The 23,071-nt window shown below is 71.6% G+C and carries 33 protein-coding genes; 14 read left to right on the top strand and 19 right to left on the bottom strand.

Translation table 11 applies throughout. From position 1 onward, the window contains the following. Positions 1-44 precede the first annotated feature (44 nt). The 6 genes from ABGB01_RS31915 to ABGB01_RS31890 form a co-directional block, all read right to left on the bottom strand. A complete protein-coding gene (locus ABGB01_RS31915) occupies positions 45-845 on the bottom strand; it encodes a glycerophosphodiester phosphodiesterase family protein (protein WP_347777211.1) in 801 nt (266 codons plus the stop codon). 36 nt (positions 846-881) lie between these two features. Further along, positions 882-1,421: a TrmH family RNA methyltransferase gene (locus ABGB01_RS31910; RefSeq protein ID WP_347777210.1), complete on the bottom strand. Its 540-nt coding sequence runs from the start codon at positions 1,419-1,421 to the stop codon at positions 882-884. Further along, on the bottom strand, positions 1,418-2,008 hold the full coding sequence (locus ABGB01_RS31905; RefSeq protein WP_347777209.1) for a methyltransferase: 591 nt from the start codon (positions 2,006-2,008) through the stop codon (positions 1,418-1,420). The genes ABGB01_RS31910 and ABGB01_RS31905 overlap by 4 nt, the downstream gene beginning before the upstream one ends. An 11-nt stretch (positions 2,009-2,019) precedes the next feature. Next, a complete protein-coding gene (locus tag ABGB01_RS31900; protein ID WP_347777208.1) occupies positions 2,020-2,967 on the bottom strand; it encodes a VWA domain-containing protein in 948 nt (315 codons plus the stop codon). 64 nt (positions 2,968-3,031) lie between these two features. After that, positions 3,032-3,964 carry a DUF58 domain-containing protein gene (locus tag ABGB01_RS31895; protein WP_347777207.1) on the bottom strand — a complete coding sequence of 311 codons (933 nt, stop codon included), beginning with the start codon at positions 3,962-3,964 and terminating at the stop codon, positions 3,032-3,034. A gap of 4 nt (positions 3,965-3,968) precedes the next feature. Beyond that, positions 3,969-4,970 carry an AAA family ATPase gene (locus tag ABGB01_RS31890; protein ID WP_347777206.1) on the bottom strand — a complete coding sequence of 334 codons (1,002 nt, stop codon included), beginning with the start codon at positions 4,968-4,970 and terminating at the stop codon, positions 3,969-3,971. Positions 4,971-5,026: 56 nt separating this feature from the next. Between ABGB01_RS31890 and ABGB01_RS31885 the strand changes: the two genes are divergently transcribed. Both ABGB01_RS31885 and ABGB01_RS31880 read left to right on the top strand, forming a co-directional pair. Beyond that, entirely contained in the window at positions 5,027-5,800 is a 774-nt protein-coding gene (locus ABGB01_RS31885) for a hypothetical protein (protein WP_347777205.1), read from the top strand. Between the two features lie 61 nt (positions 5,801-5,861). Beyond that, positions 5,862-6,725 (top strand): DUF2268 domain-containing putative Zn-dependent protease, encoded by an 864-nt coding sequence (locus tag ABGB01_RS31880; RefSeq protein ID WP_347777204.1) that lies wholly within the window; start codon positions 5,862-5,864, stop codon positions 6,723-6,725. Positions 6,726-6,750: 25 nt separating this feature from the next. On the opposite strand, the gene ABGB01_RS31875 is transcribed toward ABGB01_RS31880, so the two are convergent. Both ABGB01_RS31875 and ABGB01_RS31870 read right to left on the bottom strand, forming a co-directional pair. Then, the gene (locus ABGB01_RS31875) at positions 6,751-7,404 is read right to left on the bottom strand and encodes a response regulator transcription factor (protein WP_347777203.1); all 654 of its coding nucleotides are present in this window, start codon (positions 7,402-7,404) and stop codon (positions 6,751-6,753) included. Further along, positions 7,401-8,702 (bottom strand): histidine kinase, encoded by a 1,302-nt coding sequence (locus ABGB01_RS31870; RefSeq protein ID WP_347777202.1) that lies wholly within the window; start codon positions 8,700-8,702, stop codon positions 7,401-7,403. The genes ABGB01_RS31875 and ABGB01_RS31870 overlap by 4 nt, the downstream gene beginning before the upstream one ends. A 142-nt stretch (positions 8,703-8,844) precedes the next feature. Here ABGB01_RS31870 and ABGB01_RS31865 point away from each other — a divergent pair, with 142 nt between their 5' ends. The 3 genes from ABGB01_RS31865 (at position 8,845) to ABGB01_RS31855 (ending at position 11,089) form a co-directional block, all read left to right on the top strand. Beyond that, positions 8,845-9,408: an ATP-dependent Clp protease proteolytic subunit gene (locus tag ABGB01_RS31865; protein WP_347645101.1), complete on the top strand. Its 564-nt coding sequence runs from the start codon at positions 8,845-8,847 to the stop codon at positions 9,406-9,408. 222 nt (positions 9,409-9,630) lie between these two features. Then, positions 9,631-10,248: an ATP-dependent Clp protease proteolytic subunit gene (locus tag ABGB01_RS31860; RefSeq protein ID WP_347619437.1), complete on the top strand. Its 618-nt coding sequence runs from the start codon at positions 9,631-9,633 to the stop codon at positions 10,246-10,248. 79 nt (positions 10,249-10,327) lie between these two features. Further along, the gene (locus tag ABGB01_RS31855; protein WP_347777201.1) at positions 10,328-11,089 is read left to right on the top strand and encodes a TSUP family transporter; all 762 of its coding nucleotides are present in this window, start codon (positions 10,328-10,330) and stop codon (positions 11,087-11,089) included. Here ABGB01_RS31855 and ABGB01_RS31850 read toward each other — a convergent pair. Continuing rightward, entirely contained in the window at positions 11,061-11,297 is a 237-nt protein-coding gene (locus ABGB01_RS31850; RefSeq protein WP_347777200.1) for a hypothetical protein, read from the bottom strand. The genes ABGB01_RS31855 and ABGB01_RS31850 overlap by 29 nt on opposite strands. A 28-nt stretch (positions 11,298-11,325) precedes the next feature. Here ABGB01_RS31850 and ABGB01_RS31845 point away from each other — a divergent pair, with 28 nt between their 5' ends. The 4 genes from ABGB01_RS31845 to ABGB01_RS31830 are packed head-to-tail and all read left to right on the top strand — an operon-like array spanning position 11,326 to position 13,908. After that, positions 11,326-12,309 carry a YafY family protein gene (locus ABGB01_RS31845; protein WP_347777199.1) on the top strand — a complete coding sequence of 328 codons (984 nt, stop codon included), beginning with the start codon at positions 11,326-11,328 and terminating at the stop codon, positions 12,307-12,309. Positions 12,310-12,349: 40 nt separating this feature from the next. Then, positions 12,350-12,961: a LysE family translocator gene (locus ABGB01_RS31840; RefSeq protein WP_347777198.1), complete on the top strand. Its 612-nt coding sequence runs from the start codon at positions 12,350-12,352 to the stop codon at positions 12,959-12,961. Further along, positions 12,958-13,692 (top strand): alpha/beta hydrolase, encoded by a 735-nt coding sequence (locus ABGB01_RS31835; protein WP_347777197.1) that lies wholly within the window; start codon positions 12,958-12,960, stop codon positions 13,690-13,692. The genes ABGB01_RS31840 and ABGB01_RS31835 overlap by 4 nt, the downstream gene beginning before the upstream one ends. A 3-nt stretch (positions 13,693-13,695) precedes the next feature. Beyond that, positions 13,696-13,908 carry a hypothetical protein gene (locus ABGB01_RS31830; RefSeq protein WP_132599661.1) on the top strand — a complete coding sequence of 71 codons (213 nt, stop codon included), beginning with the start codon at positions 13,696-13,698 and terminating at the stop codon, positions 13,906-13,908. Here ABGB01_RS31830 and ABGB01_RS31825 read toward each other — a convergent pair. Both ABGB01_RS31825 and ABGB01_RS31820 read right to left on the bottom strand, forming a co-directional pair. Continuing rightward, the gene (locus tag ABGB01_RS31825) at positions 13,905-14,327 is read right to left on the bottom strand and encodes an SRPBCC domain-containing protein (protein ID WP_347777196.1); all 423 of its coding nucleotides are present in this window, start codon (positions 14,325-14,327) and stop codon (positions 13,905-13,907) included. The two genes, ABGB01_RS31830 and ABGB01_RS31825, sit on opposite strands and share 4 nt — an antisense overlap. After that, positions 14,324-14,638 carry a metalloregulator ArsR/SmtB family transcription factor gene (locus tag ABGB01_RS31820; protein WP_347777253.1) on the bottom strand — a complete coding sequence of 105 codons (315 nt, stop codon included), beginning with the start codon at positions 14,636-14,638 and terminating at the stop codon, positions 14,324-14,326. The genes ABGB01_RS31825 and ABGB01_RS31820 overlap by 4 nt, the downstream gene beginning before the upstream one ends. Before the next feature lie 84 nt (positions 14,639-14,722). On the opposite strand from ABGB01_RS31820, the gene ABGB01_RS31815 reads away from it, so the two are divergent. Further along, positions 14,723-15,064 carry a VOC family protein gene (locus ABGB01_RS31815; RefSeq protein ID WP_347777195.1) on the top strand — a complete coding sequence of 114 codons (342 nt, stop codon included), beginning with the start codon at positions 14,723-14,725 and terminating at the stop codon, positions 15,062-15,064. An 8-nt stretch (positions 15,065-15,072) separates the two neighbouring features. On the opposite strand, the gene ABGB01_RS31810 is transcribed toward ABGB01_RS31815, so the two are convergent. After that, positions 15,073-15,951, bottom strand: coding sequence for a hypothetical protein (locus ABGB01_RS31810; RefSeq protein WP_347777194.1), 879 nt, complete (start codon positions 15,949-15,951; stop codon positions 15,073-15,075). Between the two features lie 96 nt (positions 15,952-16,047). Here ABGB01_RS31810 and ABGB01_RS31805 point away from each other — a divergent pair, with 96 nt between their 5' ends. Next, complete coding sequence (locus tag ABGB01_RS31805) at positions 16,048-16,827, top strand: CGNR zinc finger domain-containing protein (RefSeq protein ID WP_347777193.1); 780 nt, start codon at positions 16,048-16,050, stop codon at positions 16,825-16,827. A gap of 117 nt (positions 16,828-16,944) precedes the next feature. Here ABGB01_RS31805 and ABGB01_RS31800 read toward each other — a convergent pair whose 3' ends face one another. Next, positions 16,945-17,307, bottom strand: a complete 363-nt coding sequence (locus tag ABGB01_RS31800; RefSeq protein ID WP_347777192.1) for a cupin domain-containing protein — start codon at positions 17,305-17,307, stop codon at positions 16,945-16,947. A gap of 89 nt (positions 17,308-17,396) precedes the next feature. Next, entirely contained in the window at positions 17,397-17,945 is a 549-nt protein-coding gene (locus ABGB01_RS31795) for a dihydrofolate reductase family protein (RefSeq protein WP_347777191.1), read from the bottom strand. Positions 17,946-18,230: 285 nt separating this feature from the next. On the opposite strand from ABGB01_RS31795, the gene ABGB01_RS31790 reads away from it, so the two are divergent. Both ABGB01_RS31790 and ABGB01_RS31785 read left to right on the top strand, forming a co-directional pair. After that, the gene (locus ABGB01_RS31790) at positions 18,231-18,557 is read left to right on the top strand and encodes a hypothetical protein (RefSeq protein ID WP_347777190.1); all 327 of its coding nucleotides are present in this window, start codon (positions 18,231-18,233) and stop codon (positions 18,555-18,557) included. A 1-nt stretch (position 18,558) separates the two neighbouring features. Next, positions 18,559-18,750, top strand: a complete 192-nt coding sequence (locus ABGB01_RS31785; protein ID WP_347777189.1) for a hypothetical protein — start codon at positions 18,559-18,561, stop codon at positions 18,748-18,750. Positions 18,751-18,790: 40 nt separating this feature from the next. Here ABGB01_RS31785 and ABGB01_RS31780 read toward each other — a convergent pair whose 3' ends face one another. The 4 genes from ABGB01_RS31780 to ABGB01_RS31765 form a co-directional block, all read right to left on the bottom strand. After that, positions 18,791-19,552 (bottom strand): SDR family oxidoreductase, encoded by a 762-nt coding sequence (locus tag ABGB01_RS31780; RefSeq protein ID WP_347777188.1) that lies wholly within the window; start codon positions 19,550-19,552, stop codon positions 18,791-18,793. A 155-nt stretch (positions 19,553-19,707) separates the two neighbouring features. Next, a complete protein-coding gene (locus tag ABGB01_RS31775) occupies positions 19,708-20,706 on the bottom strand; it encodes a maleylpyruvate isomerase family mycothiol-dependent enzyme (protein ID WP_347777187.1) in 999 nt (332 codons plus the stop codon). A gap of 256 nt (positions 20,707-20,962) precedes the next feature. Then, entirely contained in the window at positions 20,963-21,205 is a 243-nt protein-coding gene (locus ABGB01_RS31770; protein WP_347777186.1) for a hypothetical protein, read from the bottom strand. Between the two features lie 149 nt (positions 21,206-21,354). Continuing rightward, complete coding sequence (locus ABGB01_RS31765) at positions 21,355-21,888, bottom strand: MerR family transcriptional regulator (RefSeq protein WP_347777185.1); 534 nt, start codon at positions 21,886-21,888, stop codon at positions 21,355-21,357. 38 nt (positions 21,889-21,926) lie between these two features. Between ABGB01_RS31765 and ABGB01_RS31760 the strand changes: the two genes are divergently transcribed. After that, positions 21,927-22,580, top strand: a complete 654-nt coding sequence (locus tag ABGB01_RS31760; RefSeq protein WP_347777184.1) for a methyltransferase domain-containing protein — start codon at positions 21,927-21,929, stop codon at positions 22,578-22,580. 61 nt (positions 22,581-22,641) lie between these two features. Here the strand turns inward: ABGB01_RS31760 and ABGB01_RS31755 are convergent, their stop codons facing one another. Then, positions 22,642-23,004, bottom strand: a complete 363-nt coding sequence (locus tag ABGB01_RS31755; protein ID WP_347777183.1) for a DUF488 family protein — start codon at positions 23,002-23,004, stop codon at positions 22,642-22,644. Between the last annotated feature and the right edge of the window lie 67 nt (positions 23,005-23,071).

The raw sequence follows: 23,071 nt of genomic DNA, 5'->3' as shown, positions 1-23,071 counted from the left end.
GTGTCGTGTCGCTCCTATGAGGGCAGGGCGGGGGTGCGTCGCTCTCAGGCGGCCAACCGGCCGGGGTGCCACTGGCCGCGACGCTGGAGGACGTCGCGCAGGCCGGTGACGTTGTCGGTCATGATGCCGTCGACGCCGAGGTCGAGCAGGCGCTCCATGCGGGCGGTGTCGTTGACGGTCCACACGTGCACCTGCATGCCGATGGCGTGCGCCGTGCGGACCAGCGCCCGGGTCGTGACGCGCAGCCCGCGGAAACCCGCCGGCACCTGCGCGCACGGCACCCTGGCGCGGGACAGGCGGGCGAGCAGCCGCCCGTAGCCGGAGGTCGCGGCGGCGGCGCGCAGCGCGGCGACGCCACGCGGGCCGAGCGCCGAGCACACCTCCCTGCCCAGCGCCGCCCTGGCCAGGGCCAGGCGCTCGTCGGAGAAGGAGGTCAGGCAGATCCGGTCGTAGGCGTTGGTGCGCCGGACCGCCGCGGCGAGCGGGGCGATGGCGGCCGATTCCTTGACGTCGATGTTGAAACGGATCTCCGGCCAGGAGCCCAGCAGGTCTTCCAGCAGCGGGATCTCGTGCACGCCGTCGATGCGGGCCCGTTTGACCTCCCGGTAGGGGAGCTCGGAGATGCGGCCCCGCCGGTCGGTCACGCGGTCGAGCGTGTGGTCGTGGAAGGCGAGCAGCACGCCGTCGGCGGTGGCGTGGGCGTCGGTCTCCAGATGGGTGTATCCGAGGCCGACCGCCCGCTCGAACGCGGCGGCGGAGTTCTCCGCGTTCTCCGCCGCTCCGCCGCGGTGGGCGAAGGCCAGCGGGCCCGGGTGGTCGAGAAAGGCGAAACGGCGGCTGAGCACGTCCTGAAGTATGCCCTTCTGGGGGAACGGTGCGGATTACGATTCGGGGAGATTCTCCCATTCCTGGCGGCGAACCTCGGCCAGGGCGATGGCCGTCGCCACCGCGACATTGAACGAGCCCACCCGGCCGACCTGGGGGATGTAGCAGGCGCCGTCGGCGGCGTCGAGCAGGGCGGGGGAGCAGCCGTGGTCCTCGCTGCCGACCACCAGGCACACGTCGCGGCCGAGCTCCGCCCGGTGCAGGGGCACGGCATCGGCGGTCAGTTCGACGGCCAGCACCGTGTAGCCCACTTCGCGCGCGGCCTTGACCGCCTCGGTGGCCGGCATCGCCTCGTGCCAGGTGACGAGCCGCTCGGTGCCCAGCGCGGTCTTGCCCGCCTTGGGATTGGTCGGCGGGGTCGCGTTGCCGGCGAGCCAGACCTCGTCGACGCCGAAGGCGGCGGCGCTGCGGAAGATCGAGCCGATGTTGAACGGGCCGGTGACCGACTCGACGATCAGGCCGAGGCGGTTGTGGGTGTTCCTGCGCCAGGTGCGGTTGAGCCGCTTGACGTCGGTGGGGCGCAACTGCCTTCTCATCGGGTCACCTTCAGGATGCGGTAGGCGGCTCGGCTGGTCTCGCGGGAGGCCTGCCAGCCCTGCTCGCCGAGCCAGCGCTGCAGGGAATCGGAGCCGAGGTGTTTCTGGACGACCAGGTAGGCCACGCCGTCGGGCGTCAGCCGGGTCAGCCACCTGGTGAGCATGTCGTGCAGGGCCTGCTTGCCGATGCGGATCGCGGGATTGGACCAGATGGCGCGGAACCTCACGTCGTCCGGCACATCGTCCACATGCACCGACCTTACTGTGTAAAGGCGGGCGGCTTGGGCATTGCGCGCGGTCAGCTCCAGGCTCCGCCGATTCACGTCGACGGCCCACACCGTCGCCCGCGGCGCGCGCGACGCCATGGTCAGCGCGATGGGGCCGTAGCCGCAGCCCAGGTCGAGCAGGTCGCCCTCCTGCGGCGGCGGCGGGACGCTCTCCAGCAGCACGCGCGTGCCGAGGTCGACCCGCTCGGGGGAGAACACACCCCTGTCGGTCTCCAGCCGCAGGTGCAGGTCGGGCAGGACCAGGTCGGCCGAGCCCGGTTTGCTCGCGCTCTTCGGCTGCTCGGAGAAGTAGTGGGCCACGGGGCAGAACGTTACGGGATCCTGGTGCCGAACAGCACGGCCGCTCCCGCCACCAGCAGCCCGGCCATGATGGCGGCCACGATGAACCACTGGGTGATCTCCTGGTTGACCAGCTTGTAGCCCAGCGAGGTGCCGATCTGCTCGTAGACCTCGCGCAGCTCGGAGCCGGACTCGGCGGTGTAGGCGCGGCCGCTGGTGCCGTCGGACAACGACTGCAGGGTCTGCTTGTTGACCGGCACGTTCACCGGCCTGCCGTCGATGTTGACGGTGCCCTCCTGGGTGCCGTACGCGATCGTGGAGACCGGCACGCCGGCCTGCTGGGCCGCCTCGATGGCCTCGTTGACCGACCGGCCGGAGGTGTTGTCGCCGTCGGACAGCAGCACGACGGCGGACGGCGGCGGGTCGGTGACGGCCTGCTGGTCGAACGAGCGCACCGCTTCGAGGGAGTTGAAGACGGCCTCGCCGATCGCGGTGCCCGGCCGGGTGGTGAGGTTGCCGATGGCGGTGATCACGGCCTGGTGGTCGGTGGTGGGGGAGATGACCACGTTGGCGGAGCGGGCGAAGGAGACCACGCCGACGTTGAAGCGGTCGGGCAGCTCCTTGGCGAACGCCTGCGCGGCCGCCTTGGCGGCGCTGATCCTGTCGGGGTCGACGTCGTCGGCGTCCATCGACAACGACACGTCGAGCGCGATCATGATGGTGGCGCGGTCGCGCGGCACGCGTACCTCGCCGGCGGGTTTGGCGGCTCCGACGACCAGGAGCGACATCATGACCAGGAACAGCGCGGGCGCCACGTGGCGGCGCCAGCCCGGCCCGGCGGGGGCGACGAGGTTGAGCAGCGCGAGGTTGGTGAAGCGCACGGTGTAGCGGCGGCGGGCGAGCTGCGCCACGACATAGCCGGCCACCAGCAGCAGCACCAGCACGAACAACCACAGCCAGGCAGGGGCGAGAAAGCTCACCAGGCCTCCTTCCCGGGCATCGTGACCACGATAGCGTCGGTGATGGTCTCCTCGTTTCGCTCGCTCACATGGGTCTCCGGTGGGCCAGGTGGCTCATGCGGCGCTGGCGCAGGACGAACTGTGCCACGTCGAACACCCAGTCACGGTCGGTGCGCAGGACGAGGTGGGCGATGCCGGCGCGGCGCAGCGCCCGGCGGGTGCCCTCGCGTTGCTGGGCTGCCGCTTCGGCATACGCTTGCCGGACTTTGGGTGAAAGATGCACTTCGCGTACGTTCCCGGTCTCGGGGTCGGCGAACGCGACCCGGCCCACGTCGGGCAGCTCCAGCTCGCGCGGGTCGATCACCTCGACGGCCAGCACCTGGTGGCGGGCCGCCAGGCGCCTGATGGGGCGCTCCCACGGGCGTTCGGCGTCGGGGTCGAGGTCGGGGCGGGCGTCGAGGAAGTCGGAGACGATCAGCCGCATGCCGCGCCGCCTGCGGCTGGCCGACAGCACCTCGATGCCCTCGGCCAGGTCGGGCGGGTCCGGCACGACCTGGCCGCGGGGGGCCTCCATGAGGGAGTGGAGCAGCCCGTACAGGGCGGCCCGGCCGGTGCGGGCGGGCATGCGGTGAATGTACTCGTCGTGGATCACCAGCGCGCCGAACCGGTCGCCCATCCTGCTGGACAGGAACCCGATCGCGCCGATCGCCGCCACCACCAGGTCGCGCTTGTCGGTGTCGGCGGTGCCGAAGTCCATGCTGGGCGACAGGTCGGCCAGCGCCCACGTCTCCAGCTCGCGATCGGCGATCAGGTCGCGTACGTGGGGGATGGTGGTGCGGGCGGTGACGGCCCAGTCCATGCGGCGCACGTCGTCCTCGCCGGGCACGTAGACGCGGCTGTCGCCGGCCTCGCTGCCGGTGCCGGGCAGCAGTCCCTGGTGCGCGCCGTGCAGCAGCCCGTCGAGCCGCCGGGTGACGGTCAGCTCCAGCCGGCGCAGCGCCTGCTCGGCGGTGTTCATCGGGTCACCGGTTCTGGTTCCAGACGACGACGGGCGGGGGCACGGCGTGCAGGATCTGCCGGACGACCTGCTCGGGGTCGACGCCGTCCGCCAGGGCGTCGAAGGTGAGCATCAGCCGGTGCGACATGACGTCCACGGCCACGTCGCGCACGTCGTCGGGCAGCAGGTAGTCGCGGCCCCGCAGCAGGGCCAGCGCCCGGCCGGCGGAGACCAGGCCCAGCGTGGCGCGAGGGCTGACGCCGATCTCGATGGTGTCGGCCAGCTCGTCGAGGCCGTACTCGCCGGGGGAGCGGGTGGACATGACCAGGCGTACCACGTAGTCGGCGACGAGCTGGTGGACCGAGACGTCCTCGGCGGCCTTCTGCAGCGTCAGCAGCTTGGCGGGGTCGAGCACCCGGTCGGGGACGGGCGGGGTGACGCTCATCCGGTGCAGGATCTCCAGCTCCTCGTGGGCGGTGGGGTGGGGCACCCGCACCCGGAAGAGGAAGCGGTCGCGCTGCACCTCGGGCAGGGGATAGACGCCCTCGGACTCGATGGGGTTCTGGGTGGCCAGCACGATGAACGGCTTGGGCAGCGGGTGGGTGACGCCGGCCAGGGTGACCTGGCGCTCGGCCATGACCTCAAGCAGCGCGGACTGGACCTTGGCGGGGGCGCGGTTGATCTCGTCGGCCAGCAGGAAGTTGACGAACACGGGACCGAGCTCGACGTCGAACTTCTCGTTGGAGGGGTGGAAGACGCGGGTGCCGATGATGTCGCTCGGCACGAGGTCGGGGGTGAACTGGATGCGGGCGAACGTGCCGCCCACGACGGTGGCCAGCGTGGACGCGGCGAGGGTCTTGGCGACGCCGGGGACTCCTTCCAGCAGGCAGTGCCCGCGGGCCAGCAGGGCCACGACGAGTCTTTCGACCATGTGGTCCTGTCCGACGATGACACGCCGGACCTCGTCGAGACTTTGACGCAGCAGTGCCGCGTCGTTTCCGCCCGGCAACTCTTCGACGACGCTCATGAGCCCCATTCCACCAAACGTGCCGCAAACTCGCACGACGCCACGTCTGTGCTTTCATGGCAAACGTGGCAAGTCCCCTGCAGTACGGCGATCCGCCCCGGCTGGGGCCCTACCTGGTGCGGGCGCGCCTGCAGACGGCACCGGCCGGGTTCGTGTACCTGGGCCAGGCGCCCGACGGGCGCGCCGTGTCGCTGGCGGTGCTCACCAGAGGCGCCGCGCTCGACGCCGCCGCGCGCGACCGGTTCGTGACGGCCGTCAAGGACGCCGGGGAGAGCCGGCCGTCCGGGATGCGCGGATGGCTCGGGCGGGCGGGCCGGCCGCGGGCCGCGGTGCTGGAGGGCGCGCCCGAGGTGCTCGACATGGACGGCGGGCGGGCGCCGTGGGTGGCGGTGCCGTACGCGCCGGGCCGGCCGGGGGCGGAACGGTTCCTGGAGCCGGTGATGGTGGGCGGGACCCTCATCGGGAAGGCTCACGGGCCGGACTTCGTACCGTACTGGCTGACCGACCGTGCGCCGGCGCTGCCCCGGCTGACCAGGCGGCGCAGGCCGTTGACCGAGACGCGCAAGCGGGTGCTGATGGCCGCGCTGGCCCTGGTGCTGCTGCTGCTCCTGGTGACGGCCATCCTGCTGCTGCTGGTGCTCGGCCGGCAGGACAGCGAGCCGCAGCCCAGGCAGCTGCCGCCGACGGTGTTCGTGCCGACGCCGCCGCCGACGCCGGAGACTCCCGAGCCGCAGCCCTCGCCGTCGCAGTCGCCCGAGCCCAGCCGGACCGGGCCGGGCACCCCGGGAGAGTCGCCGGGCGACGAGAGGGGCGAAGAACCGGAGCTCTGACGCGTCGGGGCCGGTAACGCGTTTGACCCTCACGTAACGTGAGACTCTAGGGTCCTGCGCCATGGAGTTCATCGTTCATGACACGTTGACGCCGATGGCCGGGATGTTGCGCGGGCCGCTCGACCGGCGGCCGGACGCGCTGCGGGAGATGCTGGCGCCGCTGCGCGACGCGATCCCGATGCCGGGCGACATCGTCGACATCCACCACAACGGCGGTGGTTTCCGGGCCGACACCGACGATCCGCGCTACCTGCCCGCCGTCGAGCGCATGATCGAGGCAGACGTTCTGGGCCAGGTGCGGCGTGAGCTGACCCGTGCCTGCGAACGCCTGTCCGGGGCCAAGCAGGGCGACACGCTGGACGTGTGGTTCGTCATGGGCAACCCCGACAACGAGCACCTCATGACGACGGCCGGCGGCTACTACGGCATGGGCGGCGCGCCGGGCATGATCTATCTGCTGGCCTGGCCGTCCGACGAGGTGATCGGCAAGATCGGGCACCTCGCGGTGCACGAGTTCCACCACGGCGTGCGCTACACCAACGTCGAGTGGAATCCGGTCACCGTGACCGTCGGCGAGCACGTGCTGGCCGAAGGGTTGGCGGAGGCGTTCGTGCGGGAGCTGTCGGGGGCGCGGGCGATGGGGCCGTGGTCGTCGATGGTGACCGGGGAGAGGTACGACCTGGCGTACGAGAAGATCATGGCGGCCTTCGACCTCGCCGGGATGCAGAACACGCCGGCGTACGTGCTGGGCGACAGCGCGACGCGCAACTTCGGGCAGGAGCCGCGCGGCATTCCCGACATGGCGGGATATGCGGTGGGGCTGCGGCTCGTCGACCAGATCCTGGAGTCCACCGGGCTGACGGCGGCCGAGGCGACCGTGCTGCCGGCCGCCGAGCTGATGAGGCGCGCGGGCCTGCGCGGGTAGTCAGGCGGGTGGTCAGCGGGTGGTCTCAGCTGGGGGAGACGAAGCCGGACTCGTAGGCGGCGATCACCGCCTGCGTGCGGTCACGGGCTCCCAGCTTGCCCAGCACGTTGCCGACGTGCGTCTTGACGGTCTCCTGGCTGACGACCAGCTCGGCGGCGATCTCGTGGTTGGACAGGCCCCGGGTCATCAGGCGCAGCACGTCGCCCTCGCGCCCGGTCAGCCGGTCGATGCCCGGCACTTTGGCGGGCGAGAAGGAGGCCTCCTGGCGGCGCCCGGCGAGGGTGCGGATCGCGGCGGGGAACAGCAGCGACTCGCCGGCCGCGACCAGCTTGACGGCCTGCACCAGCTCGTCGGGCCTGGCGCGTTTGAGCAGGAAGCCGCTGGCCCCCGCGCGCAGCGCGTCGTAGACGTAGTCGTCGTTCTCGAAGGTCGTCACCACCAGCACCTTGGGCGGGTCGTCCAGCGCCATGAGGCGCTCGGTGGCCTGGATGCCGTCGAGGGCGGGCATGCGCACGTCCATCAGCACGAGGTCGGGGCGCTCGCGGCGGACGACGGGCAGGACCGCGGCGCCGTCGGCGGCCTCGCCCACCACGCTCAGGCCGGGCTCGGCGTCGATGATGATGCGCAGGCCGGCCCTGATGAGGTCCTCGTCGTCGGCGATGACGACAGTGAGAGTCATGGACTCGACCGTAGCGGCAGGCGCGCGGAGACCGTCCACCCGGCCTGCGTGGGGCCGGCGTGGAGGTCGCCGTCGAGCAGGCGCACGCGCTCGCGCATGCCCGCCACGCCCCTGCCCCCCGAAGGGCGGGCGCCGTCGCCTCCGGCGGCGTTGGTGACCTCGAGCCGCAGCTCGCCGTCCTGGACGCCGGCCGACAGAAGCACCGGGCCCCGGCCGTGCTTGATGGCGTTGGTGAGCGCCTCCTGCAGGATGCGGTAACCCTCCCGGGAGACGACGGCGGGCACTCCGGACAGGTCGCCGACGTCCTGCCGCACCTGCGCGCCCGAGGCGGCGACGAGGTCGCCGAGATCGGCGAGCGTGGCCTGCGGGCGCCTGCTCGGCACACCGCCGCCGTCGTGGTCGCCACCGCGGGGGCCACCGTGGTCGCCACCGTGGTCGGCACCGTGGTCGCCGTCGCGGATGCCACCGTGGGTGCCGTCACGGGCGCCGCTGCGGTCTCCGTCACGCAGCACGCCCAGGACGTGGTCGAGGTCGTCGAGGGCGGCGCGGGCGGACTGCTCGATGGCGGCCAGCGCGGTCTTGGCCGTGGCGGGGTCGCGGTCGAGCACCCGGCCCGCGGCCGCGGCCTGCAGGGTGACGACGCTCAGCGCGTGGCCGACCGAGTCGTGCAGCTCGCGGGCCAGCCGGTTGCGCTCGGCCAGCGTACGGGCCTGCTCCTCGGCGGCGGCCAGGCGCTCGGCCGGGGTGGGGCCGAGCAGGACGGGCGCCAGCCTGGCCAGCAGCGCGCCCGCCCCCGCGGCCACGACGACCAGCGCCGCCAGCGTCGCGAGCCCGCCCAGCGCCCACGACACCGCGTTCCACCCCGGCGTGACGACGGCGCCGAACACCGGCGTCGGGTTGCCGACGATGGGCAACAGGAGCGTGAACGCCGTGAACGGCACGATCGCCAGCGTGCAGCCGCTGACCACGCCGCCGACCGCCAGATGCAGCGTGAACCAGGCGGCGGTGCGGCGGCGCTCCTGCCAGGAGCGGCCCGCCTGCCGCGGCGGGGTCTCGACGTGCGCCCCGAGCAGGCCCTGCGCCGCGTTCACCTCCAGCGCCCGCACCGGCAGGAACAGCCCGGTCGCCGCCACCACGGGCAGCACCGCCACGAACACGCCGATCTGGGTGGGCAGCAGGACGTTGGCGTTCTCGCCCTGCCAGATCGCCGCGACCAGGACGCCGACCATCATGTACGGCATCAGCAGCGCGCCGCCCAGGATGAGGCACGCCCACCGGCGCGGCAGGTTCCTTCTCACACCGGCGATTATATGTCGATGTTTATTCGCTCACAGAATAATGCGCCCTTAGAGAAATGCGCCGCCAGCGAAAGAATTCTGTATTGGCGTCTTCCCGCACTAACGTTTTTCGCGGAAATACCCGCACAGGAAGGTGACGGTCATGACGGAGACCCAGCGCGCACAGTGGCCTGACCAGCTCAGCCAGCGCCTGCTGAAGGAGCGCATCGTCGTTCTCGGCCAGGAGGTCGACGACGAGATCTGCAACCGGCTATGCGGCGAGCTGCTTTTGCTGGCGGCCGAGGATCCCGCGCGCGACATCACCCTTTACATCAATTCTCCTGGCGGTTCCGTGCATGCGGGGCTGGCGCTCTACGACATGATGCAGTTCGTGCCGTGCGACGTGGCGACGGTGGCGATGGGGTTCGCCGCGTCGATGGGCCAGGTGCTGCTGTCGGCGGGGGCCAAGGGCAAGCGCTACGCCCTGCCCAACGCCCGCATCGTCATGCACCAGCCGCTCGGCGGCATCGGCGGCTCGGCCAGCGACATCGCGATCCAGGCCGAGAACATGCTCTTCACCAAGCGCAGGATGGCCGAGATCATCGCCCACCACACCGGCCAGCCGCTGGAGCGCATCCAGGCCGACTCCGACCGCGACCACTGGTTCACCGCCCGGGAGGCGCTCGACTACGGCTTCGTCGACCACATCGCAGAAGGGATGAACTGATGTGAGTCCCTCCTGACGGACGATTCCGGGAGGTCCGTGCTCTCACGGGCCGGACCTTCCCGCGGGCGTCACAGGCGGTGGCAGCTCGCACACAGGTGCACCGCCGTTTCCCGCATGCGATGTTTCGCCCGGACGGCGAACCGTCGATCCACGCACCGCCACGCGGCGGTCCGCTTCCTCCCCAAGGCTCGAGCCCGAGGGCTCCGGCGAAAGGAAAGTCCGATGAACGGCCGTTACGTGCTGCCCTCGTTCACCGAACGCACCTCCTACGGCATGAAGGAGATGACCCCCTACACCAAGCTGTTCGAGGACCGCGTCATCTTCATGGGCGCGCCCATCGACGACACCGTGGCCAACGACGTGATGGCGCAGCTGCTCACGCTGGAGTCGCTCGACCCCGACCAGGACATCAACATCTACATCAACTCGCCCGGCGGGTCGTTCACGGCGATGGCGGCCATCTACGACACGATGCAGTTCGTCCGGCCGGAGATCCACACGGTCTGCATCGGCGAGGCGTCCTCGGCGGCGGCGGTGCTGCTGGCGGCCGGTTCGCCGGGCAAGCGGGCGGCGCTGCCGCACGCGCGCGTCCTGCTGCACCAGCCGGCCACGGAGGGCGGGCGCGGGCAGGGCAGCGACCTGGAGATTCACGCCAGAGAGATCCTGCGCATGCGCGACCAGCAGGAGGAGATCCTGTCGCGGCACACCGGGCGGGGCACGCTGGAGATCAGGAAGGACATCGAGCGCGACCGCATCTTCACGGCCGAGCAGGCCCGCTCCTACGGGCTGGTGGACGACATCTACGCCTCCAGGAAGCGCACGCCGGCCGGGGCCCGCTGACCGCCAGGATCCCCTCACCGGCGGCTGACGGGCGACTTGTACACTCTTGAGGTTTCTTGGGGGAAATCGGGGGAGTGGCGTGCCACTGGAGCAGGTCCTGGTGTTGCTGTGCGCCGCCGCGGGAGCGGGGTGGGTCGACGCCGTCGTGGGCGGCGGCGGGCTGCTGCAGCTGCCCGCGATCATGGTGACCGGCATGCCGACGGTCGAGGCGATGGCCACCAACAAGTTCTCCTCCGTCTTCGGCACCGCGTCGGCCGCCGTGGCCTACGCGCGCTCCACCAAGGTCGACCGGCAGGTGGCGCTGCCGGGCGCCGCGCTGGCGGTGCTCAGCGCCGGGCTCGGGGCGTGGGCGGCGGCGTCGATCTCGGCCGAGGTGCTGCGGCCGGCCGTCATGGTGGTGCTGCTGGCGGTGGCGGCGTTCGTGACGCTGCGCCCGGCCATGGGCGCCGTGCCGGAGCCGCACCTGCGCACCCGGGGACGGGTGGCCGCGGCGGTGGCGACGGCGGGGGTGGGCATCGCCTTCTACGACGGCATCCTGGGCCCCGGCACGGGAACGTTCCTCATCATCGCCTTCACCGCCATCCTCGGCCTGGACTTCGTCTCGGCCTCCGCCTCCGCGAAGATCATCAACATCGGGACGAACCTGGGGGCGCTGCTGGTGTTCGGGGCGCAGGGGCACGTGCAGTGGGCCCTGGGGCTGGGCATGGCGGCCTGCAACGTGGCCGGCGCCCAGCTCGGCGCGCGCATGGCGCTCAGGCGGGGCACCGGCTTCGTACGGGTCATCCTGCTGTGCGTGGTGGCGGCCATGGTGGTCAGGCTGGGCTGGCAGCAGTTCGGCTGACATCCATCACCCGCCGCGCCGAGGCGATGGCCGCCTGCTTGCCGGCGACCTCGGGCAGGTCGTGCGCGGTCAGCCCGCGCTCGGCCGACAGGCCGCAGCAGCCGATCACGGCCGTGTCGAAGCGCAGCGCCTTGATGGAGCTCTCGGTGAGGGGGCCCATGAAGTTCAGCTCGCCCTGGCGTACCTCGCCGCACAGCAGCACAAACATCAGTTATGTGCGCAAATACACTGTGGCCATGCGTGCCAGCCGCCTGCTCTCGCTGCTCCTGCTCCTGCAGTCGCGCGGCCGCATGACCGCGCCCGAGCTGGCGGCAGAGCTGGAGGTGTCGGTACGCACGGTCTACCGCGACGTCGAGGCGTTGTCGGCGGCCGGCGTGCCGGTCTACGCCGACCGCGGCCCGGCGGGCGGCTACCAGCTGCTCGACGGCTACCGCACCCGGCTCAACGGGCTGACCTCCGAGGAGGCCTCCTCGCTGTTCCTGGCGGGGCTGCCCGGCCCGGCCGCCGAGCTGGGGCTGGCGGAGGTGGCCGCCAACGCCGAGCTGAAACTGCTGGCCGCGCTCCCGCCCGAGCCGCGCTCGCACGCCTCCCGGATGCGCGAGCGTTTCCTGCTGGACGTGCCCGGCTGGTACCGCACGAGCGACGACGTGCCGCATCTGAGCGAGGTGGCGGAGGCGGTGTGGGAGCAGCGGCCGCTGCGCATGACCTACCGCCGCTGGGGGCCGCGCGAGGTCGAGCGGGTGATCCATCCGTACGGGCTGGTGCTCAAGGGCGGTTCCTGGTACATGGTCGCCGCGCCGGCGGACGGCCGGCCCGGTGGCGAGCCCCGTACGTACCGGGTGGCGCGCATCCTGACCGTCGAGACGCTGCCGGGACGGTTCGGACGCCCGGAGGGGTTCGAGCTGGGCGGGTTCTGGCGCGCGTACGCCCAGGAGTTCCGCGAACGCATGTACACCGCCGAGGTCGTCATCCGGCTGGCGCCTGGCAGAGGCGACCTGCTGGCGTACACGATGGGCGGCGACGTCGTCGCCGCGGCGCTGGCCGCGGCGGGGGAGCCCGACCCAGAGGGGTGGCTCACCCTCACCGTGCCGGTCGAGTCCGTCACGCACGCCCGCTGGCTGCTGCTGCGCATGGGGGCCGACGTGGAGGTGCTGGAGCCGCCGGAGCTGCGGGCCCTCATGCGTGAGGCGGTCGCCGAGCTCGGCAAGTTGTACGAATAATGAGGCGATATCCGGGGCCCGATTCTGCCAGCATTCCGACATGTATCTCCTCGCTTTCGCGGGCGCGTGCGTCCTGGTGGCCATGGCGCCAGGGGTGAGCACCGCCGTCATCATGCGCCAGACGCTGCGTGCGGGCCGCGGCTCGGGCCTGGCGGCAACGCTCGGCAACGAGACCGGCGTCCTGCTGTGGGGGCTGGGCGCGGCCTCCGGCCTGTCGGCACTGCTGGTGGCCTCGCAGCTGGCCTACGACGCCATGCGGGTCGCAGGCGCGGTGGTGCTGGTCGTCATGGGCGCACAGGCGCTGTGGCAGGCCCGTAAGGGGTTGCCGCCCGCCGAAGGCGAGGTGGTGCCAGGACTGCGCGGGCCCTACCTGGCCGGGCTCGGGACGTGCCTGGCCAATCCGAAGGCGGCGGTGTTCGCGATGTCGTTCCTGCCGCAGTTCGTGCCGGCGGGCCAGAACGTGCCGTTCACGCTGGTCACGCTCGCGCTCGTGTGGGTGCTGGTCGACCTGCTCTGGTACACGCTGGTCATCTGGACCGTCGCGCGGGCGAAGGCGTGGCTGGGCCGGCCCGCGGTGCGGCGGCGGCTGGAGCAGGTCTCCGGCGTGGTGCTGATCGGGCTGGGCGTACGGCTGGCGGTGGAGTCGCGATGACGATCTGGCACGACGAGCGGGGGACGGGCGAGCCCGTGGTGCTGCTGCACTCGACGGCGGCCGACTCCGGCATGTGGGACGCGCAGTGGGAGGCGCTGTCCGAGCGGTTCCGGGTGATCAAGGTGGATTTCCGCGGGTACGGGCGCAGCCCCTACCGTGCCGACGGGCCGTACAGCGACAGTGGTGACGTGGCCCGCCTGCTGGCCGCACTGGAGATCAGCCGTGCGGCGCTGGTCTCCTCGTCGGGCGCGGGCCGGGTGGCGCTGGAGCTGGCCGCGGCGGGGCTGGCCGGCCGGCTGGTGCTGCTGAACCCGATCTCGGACCTGCCACCCACGCCGGACCTGCGGGCGTACTGGGACGAGGAGGAGCGCCTGCTGGAAGAGGGCGACGCGCAGGGCGCGGCCGAGCTGAACGCGCGCACCCTCCTCGGTCCCGAGGCCTCCCCGGAGGCATGGGAGCGGCTGGTGGCGATGCAGCGGCACGCCTTCGAGGTGCAGCTGGCCGCCGAACCCGAGCCCGAGCAGGTCGAGGGGGAGCTGTCGGTGCCGGCGATCGACGTGCCGGCGCTGGTGGTGGCCGGCGGGCACGACCTGCCGTACTTCACGGCCTCCGCCCGCCACCTGGCCGCCGAGCTGCCCCGGGCGCGGCTGGTGGAGCTGGAGTGGGCCGGGCACCTGCCGGCCCTCGAACGTCCTGAGGAGATCAGCGCGCTGCTGCTGGATTACCTTTAGTGCATGACGAACGACCTGGCGACCCTCATGAGGCAGGCGCAGGACGACGATCCGCTGCGGGCCCTGCACGCCACGACCGCGCTGCGCCGGGAGATCGAACGTCTGGAGGCGGTCCAGGTGCGGCGGGCCAGGGTGGCGGGGCTGGCCTGGGCGCAGATCGCCGAGGCGGTCGGCGTGAGCAAGCAGGCCGTGCACAAGAAGTACGGCCGCCGCTAGGTCTCCCACCGGGCGGCGAACCAGCGCAGCGCGATCTGCCAGGAGTAGCCGCGCCGGATGCGATCGGCGACGTCGGGCGGCAGCGTGTCCAGGCCGCGGTGTTCCAGCAGGACCTCGGTGCCGCCCGTGACGGGGGTGAAGGAGACCTCGATCTCCATCCGCCCGGTCGTGTTGATCAGGTCGGCCCACGCCAGGCGGTGCGGCGGATCCCAGGTGAGGACCCTGCCGGTGTCGACGTGGCCGCCGTCGGACCACAGCTCGCGCAGATAGCCGTCCTCGAAGCGGATGCCGACCGCGCGGGCGGGATCGACCCAGCTGTGGCGGCCGCGCACCCACCAGCTGTCGATCTCGTCGGTGAAGGCGCGGAACGCGTCCGCGGGCTCGACGGGCACGGTGACGCTGGCCTGCACGGAGCTCATCCGCCACGCTCCACGTGGTCCTTGAACGAGCCGAGCTGTTCGGCCCAGAACGCCTGCACCTGGTCGAGCCAGGCCTGCAGCGCCGTGAACGGCTCCTGGCGCAGGGTGTAGAGGCGCAGCCTGGCGTCGTCACCGCCGGCCTCGGCCTGCACGAGACCGCCCGCCCGCAGCACGCGCAGGTGCCTGCTGAGGGCGGGCGCGCTCATCTGCACGGCCTGCGCGAGCTCGCCGGCCGGGCGTGGCCCGTCGCGGAGCAGGTCGATGACCTTGCGCCGGGTGGGGTCGGCGAGCGCCGCGAGCGTGCCGTCCAGATCGTTAACGTTGTTGTTAATGATTGCCGCCTTTTGTTAGGCTCTCTCCTTAACGATAGCGACAATTATTGCGGAGGTAAGCCCATGGCCGCCGATCTCGGTTACTACACCCTGTCCGTCCGGGACATCGACAGGGCAGCCGCCTTCTACGGGCCGCTGCTGGGCTGGGAGTTCAGGCGCGAGCGCGACACGTACCTGCATGTCACCAACACCGCCGTGCCGATGGGCTTCGTCGCCGGCGAGCCCAGCGCGCAGCCGAACCTCTACTACCACGTGGACGACATAGACGCGGCGGTCGAGCAGGTGCGCAAGCTGGGCGGCAGCACGGGGGAGGTCTTCGCCGGCCGGTCGGGGCGCGGCTGTTCCTGCACCGACGACCAGGGCACCCAGATCAGCCTGTGGCAGCCCGCCCCGGGGTTCGGCTGATCGGAGGGTCAGCCCGGGGTCGCGACGGTGGTGATGCCCAGCGTGCTCGTCATGGGCAGCAGTCCCGCCTCGAACACCGCGCCCAGGAAGGGCGAGACGAGCTGGGCCAGCCGCTCGGCGCGCTCCTCCCCGAGCAACCGCCACGGCTGCGCCGCCAGCTCGTCCGTCATCAGCTCGACCCGTTCGCGCAGAGCCCGGCCCTGCTCGGTGGCCCCGCCGTCGGGGCCGACCAGCCCGCGCTCGGCCAGCCGTTCCCGCGCGGCGGCCCACTCCTGCTCGCTCCATCCGCGCCCGGCGAAGTTCGCCACGGGGGCGGCTCCGATCGCCGCGAACGACACCAGCGACTCGCACGGGTCCAGCTCCGCGGCCTGCAGCGCCGCCAGATGCCCGTCACCCCGGTGCTCGCGCAGTACGGTGGCGGCCTGCCACACCACCAGATGCGGCTCCTCGGGCCAGGGCAGATCCAGGTTGGCCGCGGCGAGCGGGCGCCCCGCCACCGTCACGCTCTCGGCCGCCCGCCTGGCCAGCTCCGCCGCCTCCGCCGCCTCGGGTCCGTCCACCTTGCCGCCCATCAGGTCGCGGTACGTCCTGTCGACCGCCGCCAGCCGGGCCGCCAGGACCTGCCCGGGCGTGGCCACCTCCCACACGGCCGGCACGTGCTCGGCCACCGTCCGCGGGCTGAAGCTGTAGTACGCCGCCGTGGCCAGCCCCGCTCCGGCCCGCCCGAGCGGGGCCGTGCGGTAGGCGAAGTAGCTCGGCCAGCGCGATTCGACGTCGTATCCGAGGGCCGCGGCCGCCTCGAACGCCTGGGGCGAGAAGTACACCGCGGCGTGGACCGGCTCGAGCTGGTGCCACATGCGGCGGGCAAGCCTGGACCAGGTGCTCATGGAACATCCTCACTGTCTAGATAAGGTATGACGGTGACAATAGAGGCATGGCGCATCACTGGTCAATCGCAAATAGACAGTTATGTCGGACGATGGGTGGAGCTGGCCGTCCTGCTGGTGAACGAACTGGCCGTCACCCAGGCCCGCGGCCGCTCAGCCGGCCGCTCAGCATGCCGACCCGCCAGCCGCCCTGCCGATCTGCCTGCCGATCTGCCTGCCGATCTGCCTGCCGACCTGTCTGCGGGGCTGCCTGCGGGGCCGTTCGCGGGGCCTCTTGCCGGGCGGCGCGTCGCCCTCGAGGCCGCCTTCGCCCGCAGCGCATGGACCCCCGCCCCGCCGCCCCACCCAGGGCCGGACACCACCGCACAGCCGTACACCACCCCGCGGCGGGGCGGCGCCGGCGCGGGTGGGCTCGGCGCGGGCGAGGGCGACGGCCAAGCGCGTGCCGGAGCGGCCGGCTCCGTCTCGGACGAGGGCGCGGGCATCGACCTGGCGTTGACGGACGAGGAGGCCAACCTGCTCGCGGGTGTGGCCGCCGAACTGCACCCCGCTTTCACCGGCGCCTCCGACGCGGTCGCCATGCTCAACCAGTGCCTGGTGCGTCACGCCGCCGTGCCCAACCTGTACGGTGATCCGCCGATGCTGGCCTTCCATCGGCCGGAGGCCGACCGGGTGGACGCCTGGGCCGCCGACGCCGCGACAGCGCTGGCCATGGTGATCGGCGTCGGACAGGGCGTACGGTTGCGCTCCTGCGACGCGAACGGTTGCGACCTGGTGTTCTTCGACGTCACCAGGAACGCCTCGCGCCGGTTCTGCGGCGTCTCCTGCCAGAACCGCGCCAAGGCCAGCGCCTACCGAGCCCGCCGCCGCGCGTAGCCCGCGTCCGCCCGCCGAAGGCCGGTGTGTCCGGCCCGTGCTCCGTGAGAGGTGAGGCGGATCCCCCGGATGGGCGCCGGTGGAGGGCGGGCCGGAATGTGGCGGTGAGCGGCGCGATCAGCCGCTCTTGGTCTTGGCGTAGTCGGCGGCGCCGCCCGCGAAGTCGTAGACAACGGCCGGCTGGTCGCCGACGACCCAGGCGTCGTGGCCCGGCGGGCAGACGAAGACCTCGCCCGGGCCCACCTCGGCCTCGGTGCCGTCGTTCATGCGGATGCGCAGGCGCCCTTCGGCGACGAACCCGTTGTGGTGGACCTCGCACAGGTCCGTCCCCGCGATCGGCTTGACGGAGGCCGACCAGCGCCAGCCCGGCTCGAACGTGGCGACGCCGAAGGTGAGCCCGCTGAGGTTGCACACCTCCAGGTGGCCCATCGGGAAGTCGCGGCGTTCGTCGGGCTTGTCGATGCTCTTGACTTCGATCATGACTTTTCTCCTCCCGTCAGGTCCAGTCTTACACCGCCGACATGCCGTCACAAGCCGCTTGAGCTGGGCGAACGCCATCATGCGCGGCTTCAGCCGGAAGGGCGCTGGACCTGGTAGGCGGACTGGACGACGCCCGCGCCGAACACCTGCGTCGACACGTGGACGAGCGGGATGTCACCGCCGACCGGGCCGAACAGGGGCAGCCCTGTGCCCAGCAGCACCGGGACCGTCGTGAGGGTCATCTCGTCGATCAGCCCGGCACGGAGGAACGTGCGGATCACTTGGCCGCCGTCGACGTACACGCCCTTGGCGCCGCGCTCGGTCAGGTGCTTCAGGAGCGCGTCGAGGTCGCGGTGGACGGTGACGCGGGGGTCGGCGTCCTCGGGCAGGGTGCTGCTGAGCACGGCTACGTGCTTGTCCTCGTGCGGCCATGGATCGTAGGTCAGGCCGGGTTCGTACGTGCCGCGGCCCATGACGACGGTGTCGATGTCCTTGATGAACGCGTCGTAGCCGAGGTCGTCGCCGGCGGCCTCGCCCCGGCTGGTGAGCCAGTGAAGGTCGCCGTCCTCGCGGGCGATGAACCCGTCGAGGCTGATGCCGATGAAGACCGAGCAGGTGAACGGGCGGCGGGTGGTCATGGAAGTCTCCCGTTAGTAAATGGATATTCATTTACTAATGTACGGAGAAGGGCGAGATATGCCAAACTGTGCGCCTGGCCAGGTCATGCTCGCCGGAGGCCCTCGGTCCGAAGCGTCCTAAGATTGGCCGGTATGCGGCTGGCCTGGATACTGCTTCTGCTGCTCGTGGGGTGTGCTCCCAGCGCCGAATCACCCGCCCAGACGCCAGAGGCGTCGGATGGGTCGTGGCGGCTGACGCACACCTGGAACGGGGCCGGAGAACATGGGTGGCACTCGATCGCTGCCATGAGGTCGGGGGAAGCGTGGGCGTTCGTCGCGGGCGACCAGTCGCTGATGATGCGGTGGGACGGGCGTGCCTGGCGGGCCGTGGAGCCGCCCGATGATTTCAGCACGACGGGGTACGGCTTCGGGTTCGAGACATCGCCGGCGGGTGATGATCTCTGGCTGGTGGCCGGCAGCGTGTGGCAGTGGGCGCGGGGTGAGTGGGTGAGACGTCCCCGGTCATCTTCCTACGGCGACCTCGACAGCAAGGACATGGCGGTCACGGCCAAGGGAGAGGCGTGGCTCGCCGAGGTCGGCGAATACGGAGGGTGGTACCTGCACGGAGGGTGACGTGAAGCTCGCCGGGCGCGCGGTGGAGGTCACCGACGCGCAGGTGCTGGAGGCGTTCGAGATTCCGGCGGCTGATTCCCACCTGTTCCGGATCGAGCTGACGGAAGTGGTGTGGACGAGGGTCGAGGGCGAGGAGCTGGTCATGGACGCCTGGCATGAGGGGTCGGGGGTGCGCCGGATCCGTCGTAAGTAATCTACAAAGTAAAGGCGCGGGCCTCGGGCATCATACTGTCTCAGTGCACCGAAAATCCGCCGTCGACGAAGAGCATCTGGCCGGTGACAAATGCGGAGGCGTCACCGGCCAGAAACACCGCGGCCCCGGCGAAGTCCCCGGGCACGCCGTTGCGGGCCGTCATGTGGCGAGCGGCGAGTGCCTCGACCCGGCCCGGCACGGCCTGGGCGGGCTCGGTCAGCGGCGTCAGCACGAATCCGGGGATGATCGTGTTGACGCACACGCCGTGGGCCGACCACGCCTCAGCCTGGGAGCGGGTCAGCCCGGCAAGGGCGGCTTTGGCCGCGCCGTAGACCCCGCTGTCGCCGAAGGCGCTGATCGACTGCTGGGAGCCGATGTTGATGATGCGTCCCCAGCCGCGGCCCGCCATCTGGGGGCCGAAGTGCTGGCCGAGCAGGTACGGCGCGGTGAGGTGCACGGCCAGGGTGCGTTCGTAGTCGTCGACCGTGAGGTCGGCCATGGGTTTGCGGATGTTGTTGCCGGCGTCGTTGACCAGGATGTCGATGGTGCCCGCGGTGGCGCGGACCCGCTCGACGTCGCCACGGTCGCCGAGGTCGGCGCTGATCGAGGAGGCGGTGACGCCGTGCTCGCGCAGCCGGGTGACGGCCTCGTCCAAGGCGCCCTTCCTGCGGGCCACCACCACGACCTCGGCTCCGGCACGGCCGATGGCCTCGGCGATGACGTACCCGATCCCGGAACTGCCGCCGGTGACCAGGGCGCGCCGGCCGTGCAGGGAGAACAGGTCGCGCAGATAGTCCGACATGGAGCGTCAAACTAGCATCCCGCCTCGGCGGACCGGTGCAGGGGTCGACCATGATCGCAGGCCGCTCCGACGACGGAGGACGCCCTTCGTGGATGGCGGGGTCGGGTGCAGTGCGAGGAGGCCTTCCGGTACCGGCCGGTGCAGTCGAGCGTGGGTCAGCCGGTGACCCAGTCCATGTGTTCGATCCAGTGGTCGAGCAGCGCCTGATTCCCCAGCAACTCCAGCGTGGGAGCCGCATCCAGTGGGCGACGCCTGCTGATCACGAGCAGGAGGTCGACGGCTGGGCCGCGTACCGCGACGTCCGCCTTGCTGTGCGTGCGTTCCAGTGCGACCATGTCCGGTTCCCGGCGGGCCACCCACTCCCCAGGCGCGTCGGTTGCGTGGAAATGGAGCGTCTGACCGCTTCCGCGCATCGCGTCGGCGAAGCCTGGCCTGTTCTCCCAGTAGCCGCGGGAGGTCATCGTGTCCAGCCAGTCCTCGATGGCCGCGACGGCAAGCTCCGGCGCCAACTCGTACGGCGTGCCGAGGGCCGCGGCCGCGTCCGCGCGGTGCACGCAGGCCTCGCCCAACAGCCGACGTGACCAGAACGGCACGCCTGCGCCGCCGCCCGATGGATCCCACACCGGCGTGTCATCGGTGACGGATGCGAACGCCTGTCGTGCCTCGGCCGCGCCGTCGCTCAGCCAGGCGCGCCACTGGCCCGGATCGGCCGGACCCGGAACGTAGCCGGCGAACGCCCTGCTCGGCTCGGTCATCTGCTCGCCCACGAGCATGGTCACCATGCGCTGTGTCCCGCCGACATGGTCGACAAGATCGGCCAGCGTCCAGTCGGGACATGTCGGCACCGGGGTCGCCGCGTCCCTGCCGTGCACCCAATCGGCAAGCGTGCTCGTCTGCTCGACAACGGCCTTCATGTACGAGGGTGTGTCCATCGCTGCACCTCCAAGTGCTGCGTTCTCTTCCCGGAGTTCGCGGGCCAGGTCACTCGATGCCGGCCGCCGGTCGCTGCCGGTGGCCAGAAACTTCCTGTGGTATCCCCCGCCTCGGGGGGTGGGTTGTTGTGCTGGGTGGGTCGGGTCGTCTTGCTTGCCGCAGTCGATGATGTGGCCGGCGCCGGTGATGTTGCGGGCTGTGCCGGTGGCGAGAAAGGGCACGGTGGCGGACGGCCTCGTCGGGACCCTCGGGAGTGGGCGGGCCGGCTGCGACCGACTGTGCGCCGATGGCTTCGGGGTCGGGGCTTATCGTGCGATCCACGCCGGCGGTCCGGGCGGCGAAGCGCCCGAGCACGGGGTCCTCCGTCAGGTGGGGCCAGACGGCCGCCAGGCCTTCGCGGGTCTTGCGGCCGAGGACCATCGCGTCGGCCAGGATGAGCTGCTCCAGCCCGGCGTCCGAGCTGTCGGTGCCCGAACATCAGCCGGTTTTCGGGCGAGGTGACTCGAACACGCCGGCGGCGGTTACGTCGCAGCCATCGGACTCGATTCCGGCCACGCGGAGCACGCGCATGCCGTCGGCGATGGCGGCCGCGTGGTCGAACAACGCCGTCTTGCCGACCCCGGCCTCGCCCCGCATCGCGAGCGAGCGGCTCCGGCTGTCCTTCGCCTCGGCCACCAGGCGAGTCAGCCGCGACCGTTCGAGGGAGCGCCTCACGATCACCGGATCAGTGTAGCCATCGAGCCGCACTGATCACGCCGTCGCTTTCGGCCGGGGTGCCCGGCCTGCGGTGGAACCTCCCCCCGCCCTGGCCGAACGTGCGTCCTCCCCGGCGGGGGAACCTCGCGAGGTGTCCGTCAGAGCCGGACAGGTCACGTGGGCGAGCTGGCGCTGCGGCCTCTTCCGTGATGTTCTCGCACGCCGGCGGCGAGGTCGCCCGTCTCGACGGCCTGGTCAGGCGCGTGGGCCCTGGTGTGGGCACTGGTGTGGGCTTCTTCGAGCGAAGCTCCGGCGAGGAGCGCCGCGATCCCGCCGGCGAAGTTGGAGCACTCGGTGATGTTCTCGTGCGGGCAGGCCAGGCCATGGGCGATGGCAGTACGGGCCACCTGAGCCTGGGCGATCCGTTGGTCCAGCTCGGTGAGCTTGCGCCGGTAGAGCTCTCGCCAGCCGTCGCCGGCCAGCGAACGGGCCGTGATGAACGTCTTGGCCTCCTGCAGGGTGAAACCGACTTCTCGCAGCAGCAGCACCAGGCCGACCAGCCGGACCGCCGATGGCGGATAACGCCGTTGGCCTGAGACCCGGGGCGGCGCCGGCAGCAGGCCGAGCTCCTCCCAGTAGCGCAGAGCGGAGGTGGCGAGGCCGGTGCGGCTCGCCAGCTCGCCGATCGTCAACGCCTGCTCGTCCATTTGACTTCAAGCGTACTTGAAGTCGTTGACTTGCCATCATGCAGACAGCAGGCGCATCACTCAAGCAGCGCGCGATCAGGACATTGGCAGGCCAGGCGCACCGGCCCCGGGGCATCGCCGGGCGGGCGGTCGGCTGGATGTTCGCTCATCGCCCCTCCAACCGGCGGCGCAACGTCTGGGCGGTGTCGTTGCTGGACGTGCGGCCCACCGACCGGGTGCTGGAGATCGGCTTCGGTCCAGGGGTCGCCATCGCCGCGCTCGCCGCGCGCGCCACCCGGGGCCACGTCTTCGGCGTCGACCACTCACAGGTCATGGTGCGGCAGGCCGCCCGTCGCAACGCCGCCGCCGTCCGCGCCCGCCGTGTGCACCTCGCGCACGCCTCCGTGGAGCGGATGCCGGGCTTCGGCGATCCGCTCGATGCCGTTCTGGCCGTCAACTCCGTGGGGATGTGGCCCGACCCGGTGGAGCGGCTCCGCGAGCTGCGCCGTCTGCTCCGGCCCGCGGGACGTATTGCGCTCGTCAGCCAGCCTCGCTGCCCTGGTGCTACCCGGGACACCACGGTCCGGGCCGCCCGCGAGCTGCGGGAGCTGCTCACCGAGGCCGGTTTCGTCTCTTTGCGGGTCGAGACGCTCGGGCTCGACCCGCCCGTGGCTTGCGTGCTCGCGCGCAGTCCGGGTGGCACGCCGTCATGAGGCCCGTGCGCGCAGGGCGCAGGATCTCGGGAAGGGTGGCGGGGCCGGCCCGCCGCCGGGCCTACGTGCTGAGCACGTCCGCGAGCACGGCCGCCTGGCTGATCTCGGGTCGTCTGGTCGAGGTGAGCAGGGTGAGTGGCCGGTTGGTGGCGAGTTCGCGCAGGTGGGCGAGGGCCTGGGCGCGTTCGGGGTCTTCGAGTTCGCTGCGGTAGCGGCGGGCGAACTCCTCGAAGCGCTCGGGGTCGTGTGCGTACCAGGTGCGCAGCTCCGCCGAGGGCGCGACTTGTTTGCACCATTCGTCGAGGTGGGCCCGGTCTTTGGCCATTCCGCGCGGCCAGACCCGGTCGACCAGCACCCGGGTGCCGTCATCGCCGGTGGGCTCGTCGTAGACGCGGCGCACGTGGATCGTGGTCGTCTCAGCCATTGTCGCCTCCTCGCTCACGACGATACGCGGCGACGGGGAGACGGGTCGCGAGGGGTTTGCGCGCGAG

The organism is Nonomuraea sp. B5E05 (assembly GCF_039880665.1).
Classification (GTDB): domain Bacteria; phylum Actinomycetota; class Actinomycetes; order Streptosporangiales; family Streptosporangiaceae; genus Nonomuraea.
Note: the sequence above shows the minus strand (reverse complement) of the source record. Positions and strands in the feature narration are given on the sequence as shown.

Bases quoted from the DNA above. Each gene is read 5' to 3' on its own strand.
- ABGB01_RS31865 (WP_347645101.1), top strand. From the start codon at position 8,845: ATGACGGAGACCCAGCGCGCACAGTGGCCTGACCAGCTCAGCCAGCGC.
- ABGB01_RS31800 (WP_347777192.1), bottom strand. From the start codon at position 17,307: ATGATCGAAGTCAAGAGCATCGACAAGCCCGACGAACGCCGCGACTTC.
- ABGB01_RS31895 (WP_347777207.1), bottom strand. From the start codon at position 3,964: ATGAACACCGCCGAGCAGGCGCTGCGCCGGCTGGAGCTGACCGTCACC.
- ABGB01_RS31795 (WP_347777191.1), bottom strand. From the start codon at position 17,945: ATGACCACCCGCCGCCCGTTCACCTGCTCGGTCTTCATCGGCATCAGC.
- ABGB01_RS31910 (WP_347777210.1), bottom strand. From the start codon at position 1,421: ATGAGAAGGCAGTTGCGCCCCACCGACGTCAAGCGGCTCAACCGCACC.
- ABGB01_RS31760 (WP_347777184.1), top strand. From the start codon at position 21,927: ATGCAGACAGCAGGCGCATCACTCAAGCAGCGCGCGATCAGGACATTG.
- ABGB01_RS31830 (WP_132599661.1), top strand. From the start codon at position 13,696: ATGACGAACGACCTGGCGACCCTCATGAGGCAGGCGCAGGACGACGAT.
- ABGB01_RS31880 (WP_347777204.1), top strand. From the start codon at position 5,862: ATGGAGTTCATCGTTCATGACACGTTGACGCCGATGGCCGGGATGTTG.
- ABGB01_RS31885 (WP_347777205.1), top strand. From the start codon at position 5,027: ATGGCAAACGTGGCAAGTCCCCTGCAGTACGGCGATCCGCCCCGGCTG.
- ABGB01_RS31825 (WP_347777196.1), bottom strand. From the start codon at position 14,327: ATGAGCTCCGTGCAGGCCAGCGTCACCGTGCCCGTCGAGCCCGCGGAC.
- ABGB01_RS31890 (WP_347777206.1), bottom strand. From the start codon at position 4,970: ATGAGCGTCGTCGAAGAGTTGCCGGGCGGAAACGACGCGGCACTGCTG.
- ABGB01_RS31835 (WP_347777197.1), top strand. From the start codon at position 12,958: ATGACGATCTGGCACGACGAGCGGGGGACGGGCGAGCCCGTGGTGCTG.
- ABGB01_RS31765 (WP_347777185.1), bottom strand. From the start codon at position 21,888: ATGGACGAGCAGGCGTTGACGATCGGCGAGCTGGCGAGCCGCACCGGC.
- ABGB01_RS31755 (WP_347777183.1), bottom strand. From the start codon at position 23,004: ATGGCTGAGACGACCACGATCCACGTGCGCCGCGTCTACGACGAGCCC.
- ABGB01_RS31810 (WP_347777194.1), bottom strand. From the start codon at position 15,951: ATGAGCACCTGGTCCAGGCTTGCCCGCCGCATGTGGCACCAGCTCGAG.
- ABGB01_RS31850 (WP_347777200.1), bottom strand. From the start codon at position 11,297: ATGTTTGTGCTGCTGTGCGGCGAGGTACGCCAGGGCGAGCTGAACTTC.
- ABGB01_RS31815 (WP_347777195.1), top strand. From the start codon at position 14,723: ATGGCCGCCGATCTCGGTTACTACACCCTGTCCGTCCGGGACATCGAC.
- ABGB01_RS31780 (WP_347777188.1), bottom strand. From the start codon at position 19,552: ATGTCGGACTATCTGCGCGACCTGTTCTCCCTGCACGGCCGGCGCGCC.
- ABGB01_RS31860 (WP_347619437.1), top strand. From the start codon at position 9,631: ATGAACGGCCGTTACGTGCTGCCCTCGTTCACCGAACGCACCTCCTAC.
- ABGB01_RS31875 (WP_347777203.1), bottom strand. From the start codon at position 7,404: ATGACTCTCACTGTCGTCATCGCCGACGACGAGGACCTCATCAGGGCC.
- ABGB01_RS31840 (WP_347777198.1), top strand. From the start codon at position 12,350: ATGTATCTCCTCGCTTTCGCGGGCGCGTGCGTCCTGGTGGCCATGGCG.
- ABGB01_RS31790 (WP_347777190.1), top strand. From the start codon at position 18,231: ATGAGGTCGGGGGAAGCGTGGGCGTTCGTCGCGGGCGACCAGTCGCTG.
- ABGB01_RS31845 (WP_347777199.1), top strand. From the start codon at position 11,326: ATGCGTGCCAGCCGCCTGCTCTCGCTGCTCCTGCTCCTGCAGTCGCGC.